The organism is Ruegeria sp. HKCCD7296 (assembly GCF_013110775.1).
Taxonomy (GTDB): Bacteria; Pseudomonadota; Alphaproteobacteria; order Rhodobacterales; family Rhodobacteraceae; genus Ruegeria.
Window position 1 is genome coordinate 1 of the sequence record NZ_WVRF01000001.1, and the last position, 16,066, is coordinate 16,066.

The following is a 16,066-nucleotide window of genomic DNA, read 5'->3' on the forward strand; positions in this document are numbered from 1 at the left end:
CAATCGTGCCGATGTTGACGTGCGGTTTTGTACGCTCAAACTTTTCCTTTGCCATGATGGCCTCCTTTTTCGGTAATGAAGGGAGCCCCGCACCGGAGCTCCCTCAAATCTTCGCTTATGCGTATTTCGCCTGAATCTCGTCCGAGATGTTCTGCGGAACCGGATCGTAGTGGTCGAACTGCATGGTGAACTGGGCACGGCCCGACGACATCGAACGCAGAGTGTTGATGTAGCCGAACATGTTCGCCAGCGGAACGAACGCGTCGATCGCGATTGCGTTGCCGCGCGGTTCTTGACCAGACACCTGGCCACGACGCGAGGTCAGGTCGCCGATGATACCGCCGGTGTATTCTTCCGGGGTGATCACTTCGACCTTCATGATCGGTTCCAGCAGTTTCGCGCCTGCTTTGCGCATACCTTCACGCATACACATACGGGCCGCGATTTCGAACGCCAGAACGCTCGAGTCAACGTCGTGGAACTTACCGTCCAGCAAGGCAACCTTGAAGTCGATCACAGGGAAACCAGCCAGCGGGCCGCTGTCCATGACCGAGTTGATGCCTTTTTCAACACCTGGGATGTATTCCTTCGGAACAGCACCACCAACGATGCGGCTTTCGAACGAGTACCCTTCGCCCGGCTCAGTCGGCTGGATTTCCAGCTTAACTTCACCGAACTGACCCGAACCACCCGACTGTTTCTTGTGGGTGTAGGTGTGCTCGACCGGCATCGAGATGGTTTCACGATAGGCCACCTGCGGTGCACCGATGTTCGCTTCAACCTTGAACTCGCGCTTCAGACGGTCAACCAGAATGTCCAGGTGAAGTTCGCCCATGCCTTTCATGATGGTTTGACCCGATTCCAGGTCGGTTTCCACGCGGAAAGACGGGTCTTCAGCGGCCAGACGGGCCAGACCCTGGGACATCTTTTCCTGGTCGCCCTTGGTTTTGGGCTCAACCGCGATCTCGATCACTGGATCGGGGAAGGTCATGGTTTCCAGAACCACCGGATCCTTCGCATCACACAGTGTGTCACCGGTGGTGGTGTCTTTCAGACCCGCCAGCGCGATGATGTCGCCTGCAAACGCTTCTTCGATCTCTTCCCGGTTGTTCGAGTGCATCATCATCATACGACCGATGCGCTCTTTCTTACCTTTGGTCGAGTTCAAAATCGAGTCACCCTTGTTCATGGTGCCCGAGTAGATCCGGGTAAAGGTCAACGAGCCAACAAAGGGGTCGTTCATGATTTTGAACGCCAGACCCGAGAACGCCATTGCGTCATCGGCACGACGTGCGATGTCACGAACTTCTTCCTCGTCGCCGGGCTTAAAGCCCATGTAATCAACAACGTCCAGCGGGCTGGGCAGATAGTCGATCACAGCGTTGAGCAGCGGCTGAACACCTTTGTTCTTGAACGCAGAACCACCCAGAACCGGAACAAACGCGATGTCCAAGGTGCCTTTGCGCAGCAGGGCGCGCAGGGTCGGAACGTCGGGCTCATTGCCTTCCAGGTATTCCATCATCGCGTCGTCGTCCATTTCGACGGCCGCTTCGATCATCTTGCTGCGCCATTCGTCAGCCATGTCTTTCAGGCTGTCGCGGATCGGAGCTTTGATCCAGCTAGCGCCCAGATCTTCGCCCTGCCACAGCCACTCTTCCATGGTGACCAGGTCGATCAGACCTTCAAGCTCGGACTCGGCGCCGATCGGGATACCAACCGGAACAGCGCGCGCGCCGGTGCGGTCTTCGATCATGCGAACGCAGTTGAAGAAGTCTGCGCCGATCTTGTCCATTTTGTTGACGAAAACCATACGCGGAACCTTGTAACGGTCAGCCTGACGCCACACGGTTTCGGTCTGGGGCTCAACACCGGCGTTTGCGTCCAGAACGCAGACGGCACCATCGAGAACCGCCAGCGAACGTTCAACTTCGATGGTGAAGTCAACGTGGCCGGGGGTGTCGATGATGTTCAGGCGGTGCTTGGGGGTATCGGCGGTCTGACCGTCCTCGGTGCGCTCCCAGAAAGTGGTGGTCGCAGCCGAGGTGATGGTGATGCCGCGTTCCTGCTCCTGCTCCATCCAGTCCATGGTGGCTGCACCATCGTGCACCTCACCGATGTTGTGGGATTTACCAGTGTAATACAGGATACGCTCCGAGCAGGTGGTCTTACCTGCGTCGATGTGCGCCATGATACCGAAGTTACGGTACAGTTCGAGCGGATATTCGCGTGCCATTTTTGATAAGCCTCTGAATTACCAACGGTAGTGGCTGAAGGCTTTGTTTGCCTCGGCCATCTTGTGGGTGTCTTCGCGCTTCTTCACGGCAGTACCGCGGGACTGTACAGCGTCCAGCAGTTCACCGGCGAGGCGTTCTTCCATGGTGTTTTCGTTGCGGCCGCGCGCAGCAGTGATCAGCCAGCGGATGGCCAGTGCTTCGCGGCGCTCGGGGCGCACTTCGACCGGAACCTGATAGGTTGCACCACCAACCCGGCGCGAGCGAACCTCGACCGACGGTTTGATGTTGTCGAGCGCTTCGTGGAACACTTCGACAGGAGCGCGCTTTACCTTGTTCTCAACGCGGTCAAACGCGTTGTAAACGATGCGCTCTGCGACCGACTTCTTGCCGTCGATCATCAGGTTGTTCATGAATTTGGTCAGTACCTTGTCGCCAAACTTGGCGTCAGGCAGGACTTCGCGTTTTTCGGCGGCGTGACGACGTGACATATCAGCCTCTCCTTCTTACTTGGGACGCTTCGCGCCGTATTTCGAACGACGTTGCTTACGGTCTTTGACGCCCTGAGTATCCAGAACACCGCGCAGGATGTGGTAACGCACACCGGGAAGGTCTTTCACACGGCCGCCACGGATCAGAACAACCGAGTGTTCCTGCAGGTTGTGGCTTTCACCGGGGATGTACGAGATGACCTCGAACCCGTTGGTCAGGCGCACTTTGGCAACCTTACGCATAGCCGAGTTCGGCTTTTTCGGTGTGGTGGTGTACACGCGGGTGCAGACGCCGCGCTTCTGCGGGCACTGCTCCAGGTGCATGGACTTCGAGCGTTTTACTTTAGGCTGCCGCGGTTTGCGGATCAGCTGTTGAATAGTTGGCATTCCGGTTTCTTCCCCGTTTTGCAACACACATGACATGCACGCGGGCTGCGTGCGGCTAAATTCGTTGCACTCATGCGTCCACAAGCGCAAAATCCGCGAGCGTTCCCATTCCGAGGTGAACGTCGCGGTTGGTTATCAGAGGACGCGAACTGCAAAATTGTCCGGGTCTTGACCAGTTCATTACTGAAATCGGTTTTGGGGCGGCCCCCGGTACCGAGATGACGCGCGTAATAGGCGGAGTCGACCCAAGTGTCAACAGCACTATACCGGCAGCCTCGGGCGGGCAGGGATTAGGGCGTCGGAGACTTCAACATAAGACGCTACCACCCCGTTGCAGCCATTTCACGGCGGGGGCATAGTCGTGCGGAATACCAGGTGATGGACAACAGATGCAAGTGATTGGCCTGTGCCGCTTTTCCTATCCTTCGATTGGCGGCTTTCGGCTCAGCCAAGACTCAATCGAAGATCAAAGACGGTTTCTGTATGACACCGACAGGATGGAGGAACGCTTTCGCCTGTTTGAAACCATCACTCTGCCCGGCTTTCGCTCCCAAACCGATGAGGCGTTTGAGCTGCTGGTGCTTACGGGAACATGCCTGCCGCCACCCTATGCGCAACGGCTACGAGATCTGACCGCTGGGATCAAACAGATCCGCATCATCGAAAAAGAAGCCGCAGATCATAAGCGAGTGATGCGGGAGGTTCTGAACACCGCCCGAACAGACCCGCATAAACCCTGCCTTCAGTTTCGGCATGACGACGATGACGCGGTCTCGGTCGATTTCATAGAAAAGCTACGCTCTGCAATTCGCGAAAATGCAGGACTGGTACAGCAGAGCGAGTCGGTCGCGATAGACTACAACCTCGGTTACGTCGCCCGGCGTGACAAAAATGAGTTACACGTCGCGCAGGTCTATCGGTCGCTGCTGGGGGTCGGCTTGGGTATGTATGTTCGGGGCGGAAGTAAACGGACAATCTTTGACCGACTGCACAACAGACTGGCGCGGTTCATGCCAGTCGTCAGCTACCCGGACGCACCAATGTGGGTGCGGATGCTGCACGGGTTCAACGACTCGGACCACGCCCGGAAGGATACGCGTGATTTGTTGCCCGTCACTGGGGAACAGGCAGAGGATTTGCGTACACGTTTCTCTATCGACCCCGAAGAGGTCGAAACTACCCCTTTTGGGACTTAAGAAGATGCAGGTCCTCGGTCTTTGCCGCTTTTCCTATCCCGCCATTGGTGGGTTTCAGACCATGCATGCCTCTGTCGAAGAACGGCGGCAGTTCCTTTACCGTCATGATCGGCTGGAAGAGCGGTTCCGATTGTTTGAAACCATCGCCCTGCCCGGTCTGCGACAGCAAACCGACCAAGACTTTCATCTGCGGATCGTCATCGGTGAATGCCTGCCCAAACCCGCCTTCGATCGCCTGAATGACCTGACCGCTGACCTGAAACAGGTGCAAATTGTCGCCAGATCTCCGGGCCGGCACAGGAAGGTCATGCAAGAGGTTCTGAATGCGGCACGTCAAAGTCTTGACGCGCCTTGCCTGCAGTTTCGTCACGACGATGATGATGCAGTGGCCGTGGACTTTGTCGAACGGCTGCGGGGAACGGCAGTTGATTGCGCAGCGCTCTTGCAGAGCCGCACTATGGTGGCGATAGATTTCAACTGCGGGTATCTGGCGCGCGCAAATGCCCAAGGGATTCAGGCCATTCGCGTGCATCGCCCGCTGATGACAGCCGGGCTTGGCATGTTTGTGCAGGGCGGCAACCGGAAATCAATCATGAACTTTGCCCACAACAGGATGAACCGGGCCATGCCTGTGGTCACCCGCCCCGATGGCCCGATGTGGGTGCGTGGCTTGAACCGGTTCAACGACTCGCCCCGCACAAGAAGCACGAATGCCGACCTAAGTCCTCTTTCACCACCACAAAAAGCCGAATTCCTATCCCGCTTTGCAATTGACCAGACCTATGTCAGGCAGGTTCACGCTGCACCTTGACGGGCCCGCTCGCGGAACAGTGTGAACAACCCTGCGCCTACGATCAGCGCTGCACCCAGCATCGTCACCGCATCTGGCCATTCGTCAAAAACGACCCACCCCAGCCCCAACGCCCAGAGCAGGCTGGAATACCGAAACGGAGCAACAAATCCAACATCCCCCTGACGCATGACCATGACGCTTAAAAGATATCCCATCAGCACAAAGACGGCAGCGACGGCGACCAGAGACCCTGCTGCCGCCGAGACCGGCGCCCATCCTTCAAAAACCGAAGCAATCGCCGCGGCAACTGCGATTGAGCCCGAAGTTGCCAGGGTCACAACCATCGACGGCACATCGGCGGACATGCGTCGGGTAACAAGATCCCGAACCGTAATCGACGCCACTGCGATCAGGGCATAGACAGAATACACGCTGAACCCGTCCGGGCCCGGTCGTACGATCAACACCATACCAATGAACCCCACAACAATCGCCAAGGTACGCCGCCAGCCGACCTGCTCTGAGAAAACCAACGCCGCGCCCAGCGTGACAGTCAGTGGCAGCGCCTGCAAAATGGCCGTCACGTTGGCAAGCGGCATATTCTTCAACGCTGTCAAAAAAAAGAAAGTGGCAGCCAGTTCGGTCAAGCTACGCAGGGCGACCAGCCACTTGTCGTGCCGCGAAAAATTCAGGTGCAGCGCCCCCAGAGACCGCGCCAGCAGATAAACCAGCATAACGGCCAAAGCACCCCTTAGTGCAACCAACTGGAAAAGCGGCAATTCCTGTAACGCGACCTTCACCAGCGTATCGTTCAGGGTAAATGCCGCCATGCTGCCCATCATTAGCAAGGCACCTTTGGTGTTCGGGGTCATAAGGATTGGGCTCCGGGCTGGCAAACGCCTGTATTGGCCAGGGTATAACCTTGGATGTCAATATCGCTTGCCGCCACCATCCAGATGTCAGCCTAAAGGCAAAATAATTCCGAAGACGTTCAAGCTCGAAGGTTCCGTCGTGTCTTTGACAAAATCCACCCAGTCTTCTCCGTAGGTTTGCTCAAAAAATACCGGGTAGTTCCAAACCAGGTTGTGAAAGGTGAATGTCGTCAGCAACGCGCCAACCGTTAGCGCACCTGCAAATTCTCGAAGCTTACCTTTCAGAAAAAGCGTCACCATGATGCAGGCCCCACCCGCAAGACCGAGGCTGACGAAATCCTGCGTATCAACCTGTCGTTGAACTGGTATGCCGACGGATTGATACTGAATGTAGCGGGTCAGAAAAACGGCAAAGATCCCCAGCAAAAACGCCCCGAAAAATGCACCTGGATAGGCCAGGCGTCGCCAGAAGCTCTCGGCTCTGGGCCGGGGTGCGTTTCTTGCATTCTCGTCTGAGCGCTGCCTGATCCGCGCAACGCGATCTTCGAAAGAGTTGTGTTCTGTGCCCATGAGCCAATTCAAAATCAAAATAATATCTCTGGTCGGAGCTAAGCTAGAGATTGTGGGTCCGCAAGAACGAAGCACCGTGCTTGAAGGCAGTGTTGGATCAAATTGTCGTGCTGTCTTGCCACAACGCAATCTGCTTTCGTGTTAACAAGCGCGAACCGAAAACAGGACTTGGTTATGCAGCGCATTGACAGGCTTGATTGAGAAAAAGCTCACGCAAAGCCGGTGACATCTGTAATTTCATAGTCACCCAACGACGTGATAGCGTGTGCGGGCCCCAGCGCAATTTGCCTTGTTCCAATGTAAAGCGCTCAATTTTCCCAATACTTCCACAATAACTCTGAGGCCATGAAAGATGATTTCAGCCGCTTATTGCCGACTTATGGCGCGCCACAATAGATGGCAAAATATCTCGCTCATCACTGCATCGGACGGCTTGACCGAAGCTCAGCGCTGGAAGGATCGAGGCGCGTTCTTCAAATACATCGCTGCAACTATGAACCACCTCTATTGGGCCGATGCCCTTATGCTTGAGCGCATCAAAGGAAACGAACGCCCACAGGAAACAATCACCCATTCACTGACCAGCCCTTCAGATTGGTCTGAATTCAAAGACTTACGCACGCAGCGCGATACGGAAATCCAAGGATGGGCTTCTGGCACAACCTGTGAAGATCTCAATGGTTTTGTCAGGTGGTACCCACCTGGCAGCTTATCCAAAATCGAAATGCCTAAGGCCGTCTGTGTTGTTCAGTTCTTTAATCACCAAGCCCATCACCGGGGGCAAATACATGCCATGCTCACCGCCGCAGGGGCCGCGCCAGAGCCTACAGATATACCGCTAATGCCTTAGCAATTGCTTTCAATTGCCGTGGGCCAACGTTGACACTTATCCAAGAAAAAAGGCCCCGCGTTTTGCAGGGCCTTTTTCAAATTTATACTGTGAGCTTACTCGCGGCTTTCCGGGGTTTCCACCAGAACGTCCAGCTCATCACCAACCATGTCGTCGTCGAAAGTCGGCGCGGCCAGAGCAGCGGCGGCTTCGGCCTCTTCCCGGCGGGCTTCGATGACCACGTTGTCACGCGACTGCGCGATGTGGCGGACGGCCTGAGTGGCCCCACCGGTACCGGCGGGGATCAGACGACCAACGATGACGTTCTCTTTCAGGCCAACCAGCTTGTCCTTCTTGCCCTGAACCGAAGCTTCGGTCAGCACACGGGTGGTTTCCTGGAACGACGCCGCCGAGATGAACGAACGCGTCTGCAGCGAGGCTTTGGTGATCCCCAACAGGATCGGTTCGCCCTGTGCCGGACGACCACCGCGCGAGAGGGTCTTCTCGTTGGCCGCGTCGAACTCCTGCTTGTCGACATGCTCGCCTTTCAGCAGGGTGGTGTCGCCTGAATCCAGGATCTCCCACTTCTGCAGCATCTGGCGCACGATGACCTCGATGTGCTTGTCGTTGATCTTCACGCCCTGCAGACGATACACGTCCTGCACCTCGTCGATCATGTAATCCGCCAGCGCTTCGACACCCATGATGGACAGGATGTCATGCGGAGCCGGGTTACCGTCCATCAGGTATTCACCCTTCTGGATGAAGTCCCCTTCGGCGACCGGGATGTGCTTGCCCTTGGGTACCATGTACTCGATGGTCTCCATGGACTCGTCCGCCGGTTCGATGCTGATACGGCGCTTGTTCTTGTAGTCGCGGCCAAAGCGCACGTAACCATCGGCTTCTGCGATGATCGCGTGATCTTTCGGACGACGGGCTTCGAACAGTTCGGCCACACGCGGCAAACCACCGGTGATGTCCTTGGTCTTGGCACCTTCACGCGGGATACGCGCGACAACGTCACCGGCTTCGATTTGCTGGCCATCTTCGACCGACAGGATCGCATCCACCGACATCGGATAGTGAACCGGGTTGCCCGCGTCGTTGCGGACCGGCTCGCCATCTTCACCGACCAGAATGATCTCGGGCTTGAGGTCGCTGCCTTTGGGGGCCGCGCGCCAGTCGATCACGATCTTCTGGGTCATGCCGGTTGCTTCGTCAGTCTCGTCGCGGACAGCAAGGCCCGAAACAAGGTCAACGTATTTCGCGGTACCGGCTTTCTCGGCGATGATCGGCAGGGTGTAGGGATCCCATTCGAACAGCTTGTCGCCACGGGCCACTTTGGTGCCGTCTTTGACGAACAGCTTGGAGCCGTAGCCCAACTTGAAGCTGGCACGCTCTTCGCCATGCTCGTCGTTGATCACCAGCTTCATGTTCCGGCCCATGACCAGGCTTTCGCCTGCGGCATTGACCAGGATCTGCGGGTTCTCGAACGCGACAACACCTTCTTGGTTGGCTTCCTGGAACGACTGCTGACCACCTTGCGCAACACCACCGATGTGGAAAGTCCGCATGGTCAGCTGCGTACCGGGTTCACCGATCGACTGAGCGGCGATGATGCCGACAGCTTCACCTGTGTTCACCATGGTACCGCGGGCCAAGTCACGACCGTAGCAGGTTGCACAGACGCCTTCCTCGGACTCACAAGTCAGAGGTGAGCGGATGCGCATTGAGGCAACACCGGCTTCGTCGATGGTGTCGGCCATACGTTCGTCGATCAGCTGACCTGCAGCCACGATCACCTCATCGGTACCCGGACGCAGAACATCGTCAGCAGCGACACGGCCCAGCACACGTTCGGCCAGCGAGGCGACAACCTCACCGTCGTTCACAGCGGCTTCGGCTGTGATCGCACGCTCGGTGCCACAGTCGATCTCACGAACGATACAGTCTTGCGCCACGTCCACCAGACGACGGGTCAGGTAACCCGAGTTCGCTGTCTTCAGAGCGGTATCCGACAGACCCTTACGGGCACCGTGGGTCGAGTTGAAGTACTCGAGAACGGTCAGGCCTTCTTTAAAGTTCGAGATGATCGGCGTCTCGATGATGTCACCGTTCGGCTTGGCCATCAGGCCGCGCATACCGCCCAGCTGTTTCATCTGAGTGACCGAGCCACGAGCACCCGAGTGAGCCATCATGTAGACCGAGTTCGGTTCCTGCTCGGAACCGTCCTCTGCCCGATCCGACGACGAGATCGTGCTCATCATCGCGTCGGTGACGCGATCGTTACACTTCGACCAGGCATCGACAACCTTGTTGTACTTTTCGCCCTGAGTGATCAGGCCATCCATGTACTGCTGTTCGAAATCCTTCACCTGACCGCGGGTGTCATCAACGATGCCCCACTTGTCGCCTGGGATGACCATGTCGTCCTTACCGAACGAGATGCCCGCCTTGAACGCTTCTTTGAAGCCCATCGACATGATCTGGTCACAGAAGATAACCGACTCTTTCTGACCGCAGTAACGGTAGACAGTGTCGATCACCTGCTGCACTTCTTTCTTCCGCAGCAGGCGGTTGACCAGTTCGAACGGCGCTTTGTTGTTCATCGGCAGCAGAGCACCCAGACGCAGACGGCCCGGAGTGGTTTCATAGCGCTTTTGAACTTCGTTGCCTTCGTCGTCGATCTGCGTGATCCGCGCGGTGATTTTTGAGTGCAGATGCACCTCACCCGCGTCCAGCGCATGCTGAACTTCTTCGATCGAACCAAAGACCTTGCCTTCGCCCGGCATTCCTTCGCGCTCCAGGGTCACATAGTAGAGACCCAGGATCATATCCTGCGATGGAACGATGATCGGTGCGCCGTTTGCAGGCGACAGAACGTTGTTCGTCGACATCATCAGAACACGGGCTTCCAGCTGCGCCTCAAGGCTCAGCGGCACGTGAACGGCCATCTGGTCACCGTCGAAGTCGGCGTTAAAGGCCGAACAGACCAGCGGGTGCAGCTGGATCGCTTTACCTTCGATCAGGACCGGCTCGAACGCCTGAATGCCAAGACGGTGCAGCGTCGGCGCACGGTTCAGCATGACAGGGTGTTCGCGGATCACCTCGTCGAGAATATCCCACACTTCGGGACGCTCTTTCTCGACCAGTTTCTTCGCCTGTTTCACGGTCGAAGACAGACCCTTGGCTTCAAGGCGCGAGTAGATGAACGGCTTGAACAGTTCCAGCGCCATCTTCTTGGGCAGACCACACTGGTGCAGCTTAAGCTCCGGACCGGTCACAATGACCGAACGGCCCGAGAAGTCGACGCGCTTACCCAGAAGGTTCTGACGGAAGCGGCCCTGCTTGCCTTTCAGCATGTCCGACAGCGATTTCAGCGGGCGCTTGTTGGCGCCAGTGATCACGCGGCCACGACGGCCGTTGTCGAACAGAGCATCCACGGATTCCTGCAGCATCCGCTTTTCGTTGCGGACGATGATGTCAGGCGCGCGCAGTTCGATCAGACGCTTCAGACGGTTGTTCCGGTTGATGACGCGGCGATACAGATCGTTCAGGTCCGAAGTCGCGAAACGGCCACCATCCAGCGGAACCAGCGGACGCAATTCCGGCGGAATGACGGGGATCACAGTCATCACCATCCACTCGGGCCGGTTGCCCGACTCGAGGAAGGATTCGACAACCTTCAGACGCTTGATGATCTTCTTGGGCTTCAGCTCGCCGGTTGCTTCGGCCAGATCAGCGCGCAGCTGCTCGGCTTCGGCTTCCAGATCGATCTGGGCCAGCATCTCGCGGATGGCTTCAGCACCGATATTCGCGGTGAACGCGTCCATGCCATAGGCATCCTGCGCATCCATGTACTCTTCTTCGGTCAGCATCTGGCCGTAGGTCAGGTCAGTCAGACCTGGTTCGATGACGACATAGTTTTCAAAGTACAGAACGCGTTCCAGATCGCGCAGCGTCATGTCCAGCATCAGACCGATGCGGGACGGCAGCGACTTCAGGAACCAGATATGTGCGACGGGCGCGGCCAGTTCGATGTGGCCCATACGCTCGCGGCGGACTTTCTGCAGGGTGACTTCCACGCCACACTTTTCGCAGACAACGCCGCGATACTTCATCCGCTTATATTTGCCGCACAGACATTCGTAATCTTTGATCGGGCCAAAGATACGCGCGCAGAACAGACCGTCACGCTCAGGCTTGAACGTCCGGTAGTTGATGGTTTCGGGTTTCTTGATCTCGCCATAGGACCAAGACAGGATCCGCTCGGGCGACGCCAGCGAGACCTTGATCTCGTCAAAGACCTTCGGGGGCGTCAGCGGGTTGAACGGGTTGTTGGTGATTTCCTGGTTCATTTGTTACCTCAAATCTTGCGGAAGGGGGGACGGGAGAAAGGGCAGCGCCCTTACTCCTCAACCTCCGCATCCAGGAGTTCCATATTCAGGCCGAGGCCACGGACTTCTTTCACCAGAACGTTGAACGATTCCGGTACGCCCGCTTCAAAGTTATCCTCGCCCTTGACGATCGACTCATAGACCTTGGTCCGGCCGGCGACGTCATCCGATTTCACGGTGAGCATCTCCTGCAGGGTGTAGGCGGCGCCGTAAGCTTCCAGAGCCCAGACTTCCATTTCACCAAAGCGCTGACCACCGAACTGCGCCTTACCACCCAGCGGCTGCTGGGTCACCAGGCTGTACGGCCCGGTCGAACGCGCGTGGATTTTGTCGTCCACAAGGTGGTGCAGTTTCAGCAGGTACTTGATGCCCACGGTCACCGGACGCGCGAATTGCTCACCAGTACGACCGTCGAACAGAACCGACTGACCGCTTTCCGAGAAGCCCGCACGCACCAGCGCGTCGTTGACGTCAGCCTCTTTGGCGCCGTCGAAGACCGGGGTTGCGATCGGAACACCGCGGGTCACGTTGCCCGCAGCCTCGATCAGGCCATCCTCGTCCAGACCGGTGATGCCTTCTTCGTAGACATTCTCGCCATAAGCCAGCTTCATCGCTTCGCGCACCGGAGTCAGATCGCCAGAGCGACGGTATTCACCCAGAGCGTCGTCGATGTTCAGACCCAGACCGCGTGCGGCCCAACCCATGTGGGTTTCAAGGATCTGACCAACGTTCATACGCGAAGGCACACCCAGCGGGTTCAGACAGAAGTCTACCGGCGTACCATCGGCAAGGAACGGCATGTCTTCCATCGGAACAACCTTGGAGATCACACCTTTGTTCCCGTGACGACCGGCCATCTTGTCGCCCGGCTGCAGCTTACGCTTCACGGCGATGAAGACTTTGACCATCTTCATCACACCCGGCGGCAGGTCGTCGCCACGGCGGACCTTTTCGACCTTGTCTTCAAAACGGGCGTCCAGAGCACGCTTTTGCACTTCGTATTGCTCGTTCAGAGCCTCAACGATCTGGGCGTCCTGCTCGCCTTCCAGCGCCAACTGCCACCACTGACCACGGGTCAGGGTTTCCAGCAGCTCCTCGGTGATCACCGAGCCTGCCTTGACGCCCTTCGGGCCTTTGACAGCGGTTTTACCAAGGATCAGACCCTGCAGACGCGCATAGATGTTGCGGTCAAGGATCGCCAACTCGTCGTCCCGGTCACGGGCCAGACGTTCGACTTCCTCACGCTCGATCTGCAGCGCACGCTCGTCTTTCTCGACGCCGTGACGGTTGAAGACGCGGACTTCCACGACCGTACCGTAATCGCCCGGCTTCACGCGCAGCGAGGTGTCGCGCACGTCAGATGCTTTTTCGCCAAAGATGGCGCGCAGCAGCTTTTCTTCCGGGGTCATCGGGCTTTCGCCCTTCGGAGTGATCTTGCCGACCAGAATATCGCCCGGTTCAACATCCGCGCCGATGTAAACGATGCCCGCCTCGTCGAGGTTGCGCAGCGCTTCTTCACCGACGTTCGGGATGTCGCGGGTGATCTCTTCCGGACCCAGCTTGGTGTCACGGGCGGCGACTTCGAATTCCTCGATATGGACCGAGGTAAAGACGTCATCACGCGCGATACGTTCGCTGATCAGGATCGAGTCTTCGTAGTTGTAACCGTTCCACGGCATGAACGCGACGACCACGTTCTTACCAAGCGCCAGTTCACCCATATCGGTCGACGGACCATCGGCAATAACCTCGCCCTTCTGGACGGTGTCACCCACCTTGATCAGCGGACGCTGGTTGATGCAGGTGTTCTGGTTCGAACGCTGGAACTTGCGCAGACGGTAAATGTCAACGCCAGCGTCACCCAGTTCCAGATCTTCGGTGGCGCGGATAACGATACGCTGGGCATCGACCTGGTCGATGATACCGGCGCGTTTCGCCTGAATCGCAGCACCCGAGTCGATCGCAACCTTTTCCTCGATACCGGTGCCGACCAGCGGTGCCTCGGCCCGCAGCAGCGGAACCGCCTGACGTTGCATGTTCGAGCCCATCAGAGCGCGGTTGGCGTCGTCGTTTTCAAGGAACGGGATCAGCGATGCAGCGACCGAGACCAGCTGTTTCGGCGACACGTCGATCAGGTCTACATTCTCGCGCGGGGCAAGGGTGTAGTCACCGGCCTGACGGGTCGACACCAGATCGTTGATGAACTTGCCATCGGCATCCAGCGTCGCGTTCGCCTGCGCCACGGTGTGACGCATCTCCTCGGTCGCGGACATGTAGTGAACCTCATCGGTCACCTCGGCGTCTTTGACAACGCGATACGGTGTTTCGATGAAGCCATATTTGTTCACGCGAGCAAAGGTGGCCAGCGAGTTGATCAGACCGATGTTCGGACCTTCCGGCGTTTCAATCGGGCACATCCGGCCATAGTGGGTCGGGTGCACGTCGCGCACCTCAAAGCCCGCACGCTCACGCGTCAGACCACCGGGCCCAAGCGCCGAGAGACGGCGTTTGTGCGTAACTTCCGACAGCGGGTTGGTCTGGTCCATGAACTGCGACAGCTGCGACGAGCCGAAGAATTCGCGAACAGCAGCCGCAGCAGGTTTCGCGTTGATCAGGTCCTGAGGCATGACAGTGTCGATTTCAACCGACGACATACGCTCTTTGATCGCGCGCTCCATACGCAGCAGGCCAACGCGGTACTGGTTTTCCATCAGTTCGCCAACCGAACGCACACGACGGTTGCCGAGGTGGTCAATATCGTCCACGTCGCCTTTGCCGTCACGCAGTTCAACCAGCGCCTTGATGCAGGCCACGATATCTTCACGGCGTAGGGTGCGCAGGGTGTCCGGCGCATCCAGAGCCAGACGCATGTTCATCTTCACGCGGCCAACGGCGGACAGGTCATAACGCTCGCTGTCGAAGAACAGGGTGTCGAACAGGGCCGACGCAGCTTCAACGGTGGGCGGTTCGCCCGGACGCATGACGCGGTAGATATCCATCAGCGCGGTTTCGCGGCTCATGTTCTTGTCCTGAGCCATGGTGTTGCGCATGTACGGACCAACATTGACGTTGTCGATATCCAGAACCGGGATGTCGGTGATGCCCGCATCGATCAGTTCTTTGGCAGTACCGCCAATCAGGTCACCGTCTTTGTCGTATTCCAGGGTCAGTTCATCACCGGCTTCGACATAGATCGCGCCGTTTTCTTCGTTGATGATGTCCTTCGCGACAAAATTGCCAACGATGTGATCGAACGGAACCAGAAGGTCGGTTACGGTGCCTTCGTCGATCAGTTTTTTGACCGCGCGCGGAGTGACTTTCTTACCTGCTTCGGCAATCACTTCACCTGATTTGGCGTCAACCAGATCATAGGTCGGACGGGTCCCACGCACACGCTCGGGGAAGAACGGCGTGATCCACCCTTTCTTCTTGTCCAGCTTGTAGGACACGGTGTTGTAATACGCGTCCATGATCGCTTCCTGATCCAAACCCAGTGCATAAAGCAGGGTTGTCACAGGAAGTTTGCGGCGACGGTCGATACGGGCGAACACGATGTCCTTGGCGTCGAATTCAAAGTCCAGCCAGCTGCCGCGATACGGGATGATGCGGCAGGCAAACAGCAGCTTGCCCGAGGAATGGGTCTTGCCCTTGTCGTGGTCAAAGAACACACCGGGCGAGCGGTGCATCTGGGATACGATCACACGCTCGGTCCCGTTCACGACAAAGGTGCCGTTCGGCGTCATCAAAGGCATGTCGCCCATGAAGACATCCTGTTCCTTGATGTCTTTTACCGACTTCGCGCCGGTGTCTTCGTCGACATCAAACACGATCAGACGCAGAGTGACCTTCAGCGGCGCGCTGTAAGTCATGTCGCGCTGCATACACTCTTCGACGTCGTATTTAGGTTTTTCCAGATCGTATTTCACGAACTCCAGAACGGAGGTTTCGTTGAAATCCTTGATCGGGAAAACCGACTGGAACACGCCTTTGATGCCTTCGCCGTCTGTCGGCTGCTCTGCATCGCCGGAGCGCAGGAAAAGATCATAAGAAGATTTCTGTACCTCAATAAGGTTCGGCATCTCCAGCACTTCGCGGATTTTGCCGTAGTATTTACGAAGACGTTTCTGGCCAAGGAACGTTTGAGCCATGTCAGATGTCACCTTTCGATGTTCTCAGCGGGCAAAGACACCGTCGGGCCCCGGCATCTTGCACAATCGAGACAACACGTCCGGATCAATTCATGGCCACCGTCCCGAAGGCGGCCTCCCGATCCGAAAACCGTGTCTTAGAAAACGCCCCA

Annotated in this window: 10 protein-coding genes; 3 read left to right on the forward strand and 7 right to left on the reverse strand. The window is 57.3% G+C overall.

The annotated features are described in order from the left end of the window. Window positions 1–115 precede the first annotated feature (115 nt). The 3 genes from fusA to rpsL are packed head-to-tail and all read right to left on the reverse strand — an operon-like array spanning window position 116 to window position 3,109. Window positions 116–2,233: an elongation factor G gene (gene fusA, locus GS632_RS00005; RefSeq protein ID WP_171180077.1), complete on the reverse strand. Its 2,118-nt coding sequence runs from the start codon at window positions 2,231–2,233 to the stop codon at window positions 116–118. Window positions 2,234–2,251: 18 nt separating this feature from the next. Continuing rightward, entirely contained in the window at window positions 2,252–2,722 is a 471-nt protein-coding gene (gene rpsG, locus GS632_RS00010; RefSeq protein WP_010441203.1) for a 30S ribosomal protein S7, read from the reverse strand. 15 nt (window positions 2,723–2,737) lie between these two features. Next, window positions 2,738–3,109: a 30S ribosomal protein S12 gene (gene rpsL, locus GS632_RS00015; protein ID WP_005621086.1), complete on the reverse strand. Its 372-nt coding sequence runs from the start codon at window positions 3,107–3,109 to the stop codon at window positions 2,738–2,740. Window positions 3,110–3,498: 389 nt separating this feature from the next. Between rpsL and GS632_RS00020 the strand changes: the two genes are divergently transcribed. Then, window positions 3,499–4,305, forward strand: coding sequence for a putative rhamnosyl transferase (locus GS632_RS00020; RefSeq protein ID WP_171721917.1), 807 nt, complete (start codon window positions 3,499–3,501; stop codon window positions 4,303–4,305). A gap of 4 nt (window positions 4,306–4,309) precedes the next feature. Beyond that, window positions 4,310–5,116 carry a putative rhamnosyl transferase gene (locus GS632_RS00025; RefSeq protein ID WP_171721918.1) on the forward strand — a complete coding sequence of 269 codons (807 nt, stop codon included), beginning with the start codon at window positions 4,310–4,312 and terminating at the stop codon, window positions 5,114–5,116. Here GS632_RS00025 and GS632_RS00030 read toward each other — a convergent pair. Both GS632_RS00030 and GS632_RS00035 read right to left on the reverse strand, forming a co-directional pair. Further along, window positions 5,101–5,970, reverse strand: a complete 870-nt coding sequence (locus GS632_RS00030) for a DMT family transporter (protein WP_171236015.1) — start codon at window positions 5,968–5,970, stop codon at window positions 5,101–5,103. The genes GS632_RS00025 and GS632_RS00030 overlap by 16 nt on opposite strands. 87 nt (window positions 5,971–6,057) lie before the next feature. Next, the gene (locus tag GS632_RS00035) at window positions 6,058–6,669 is read right to left on the reverse strand and encodes a hypothetical protein (protein WP_171721919.1); all 612 of its coding nucleotides are present in this window, start codon (window positions 6,667–6,669) and stop codon (window positions 6,058–6,060) included. Window positions 6,670–6,892: 223 nt separating this feature from the next. On the opposite strand from GS632_RS00035, the gene GS632_RS00040 reads away from it, so the two are divergent. Then, entirely contained in the window at window positions 6,893–7,390 is a 498-nt protein-coding gene (locus GS632_RS00040; RefSeq protein ID WP_171721920.1) for a DinB family protein, read from the forward strand. 95 nt (window positions 7,391–7,485) lie between these two features. Here GS632_RS00040 and rpoC read toward each other — a convergent pair whose 3' ends face one another. Both rpoC and rpoB read right to left on the reverse strand, forming a co-directional pair. Further along, window positions 7,486–11,727 carry a DNA-directed RNA polymerase subunit beta' gene (gene rpoC / locus GS632_RS00045; protein WP_171180089.1) on the reverse strand — a complete coding sequence of 1,414 codons (4,242 nt, stop codon included), beginning with the start codon at window positions 11,725–11,727 and terminating at the stop codon, window positions 7,486–7,488. 50 nt (window positions 11,728–11,777) lie between these two features. Next, window positions 11,778–15,914, reverse strand: coding sequence for a DNA-directed RNA polymerase subunit beta (rpoB, locus tag GS632_RS00050; RefSeq protein ID WP_171721921.1), 4,137 nt, complete (start codon window positions 15,912–15,914; stop codon window positions 11,778–11,780). Between the last annotated feature and the right edge of the window lie 152 nt (window positions 15,915–16,066).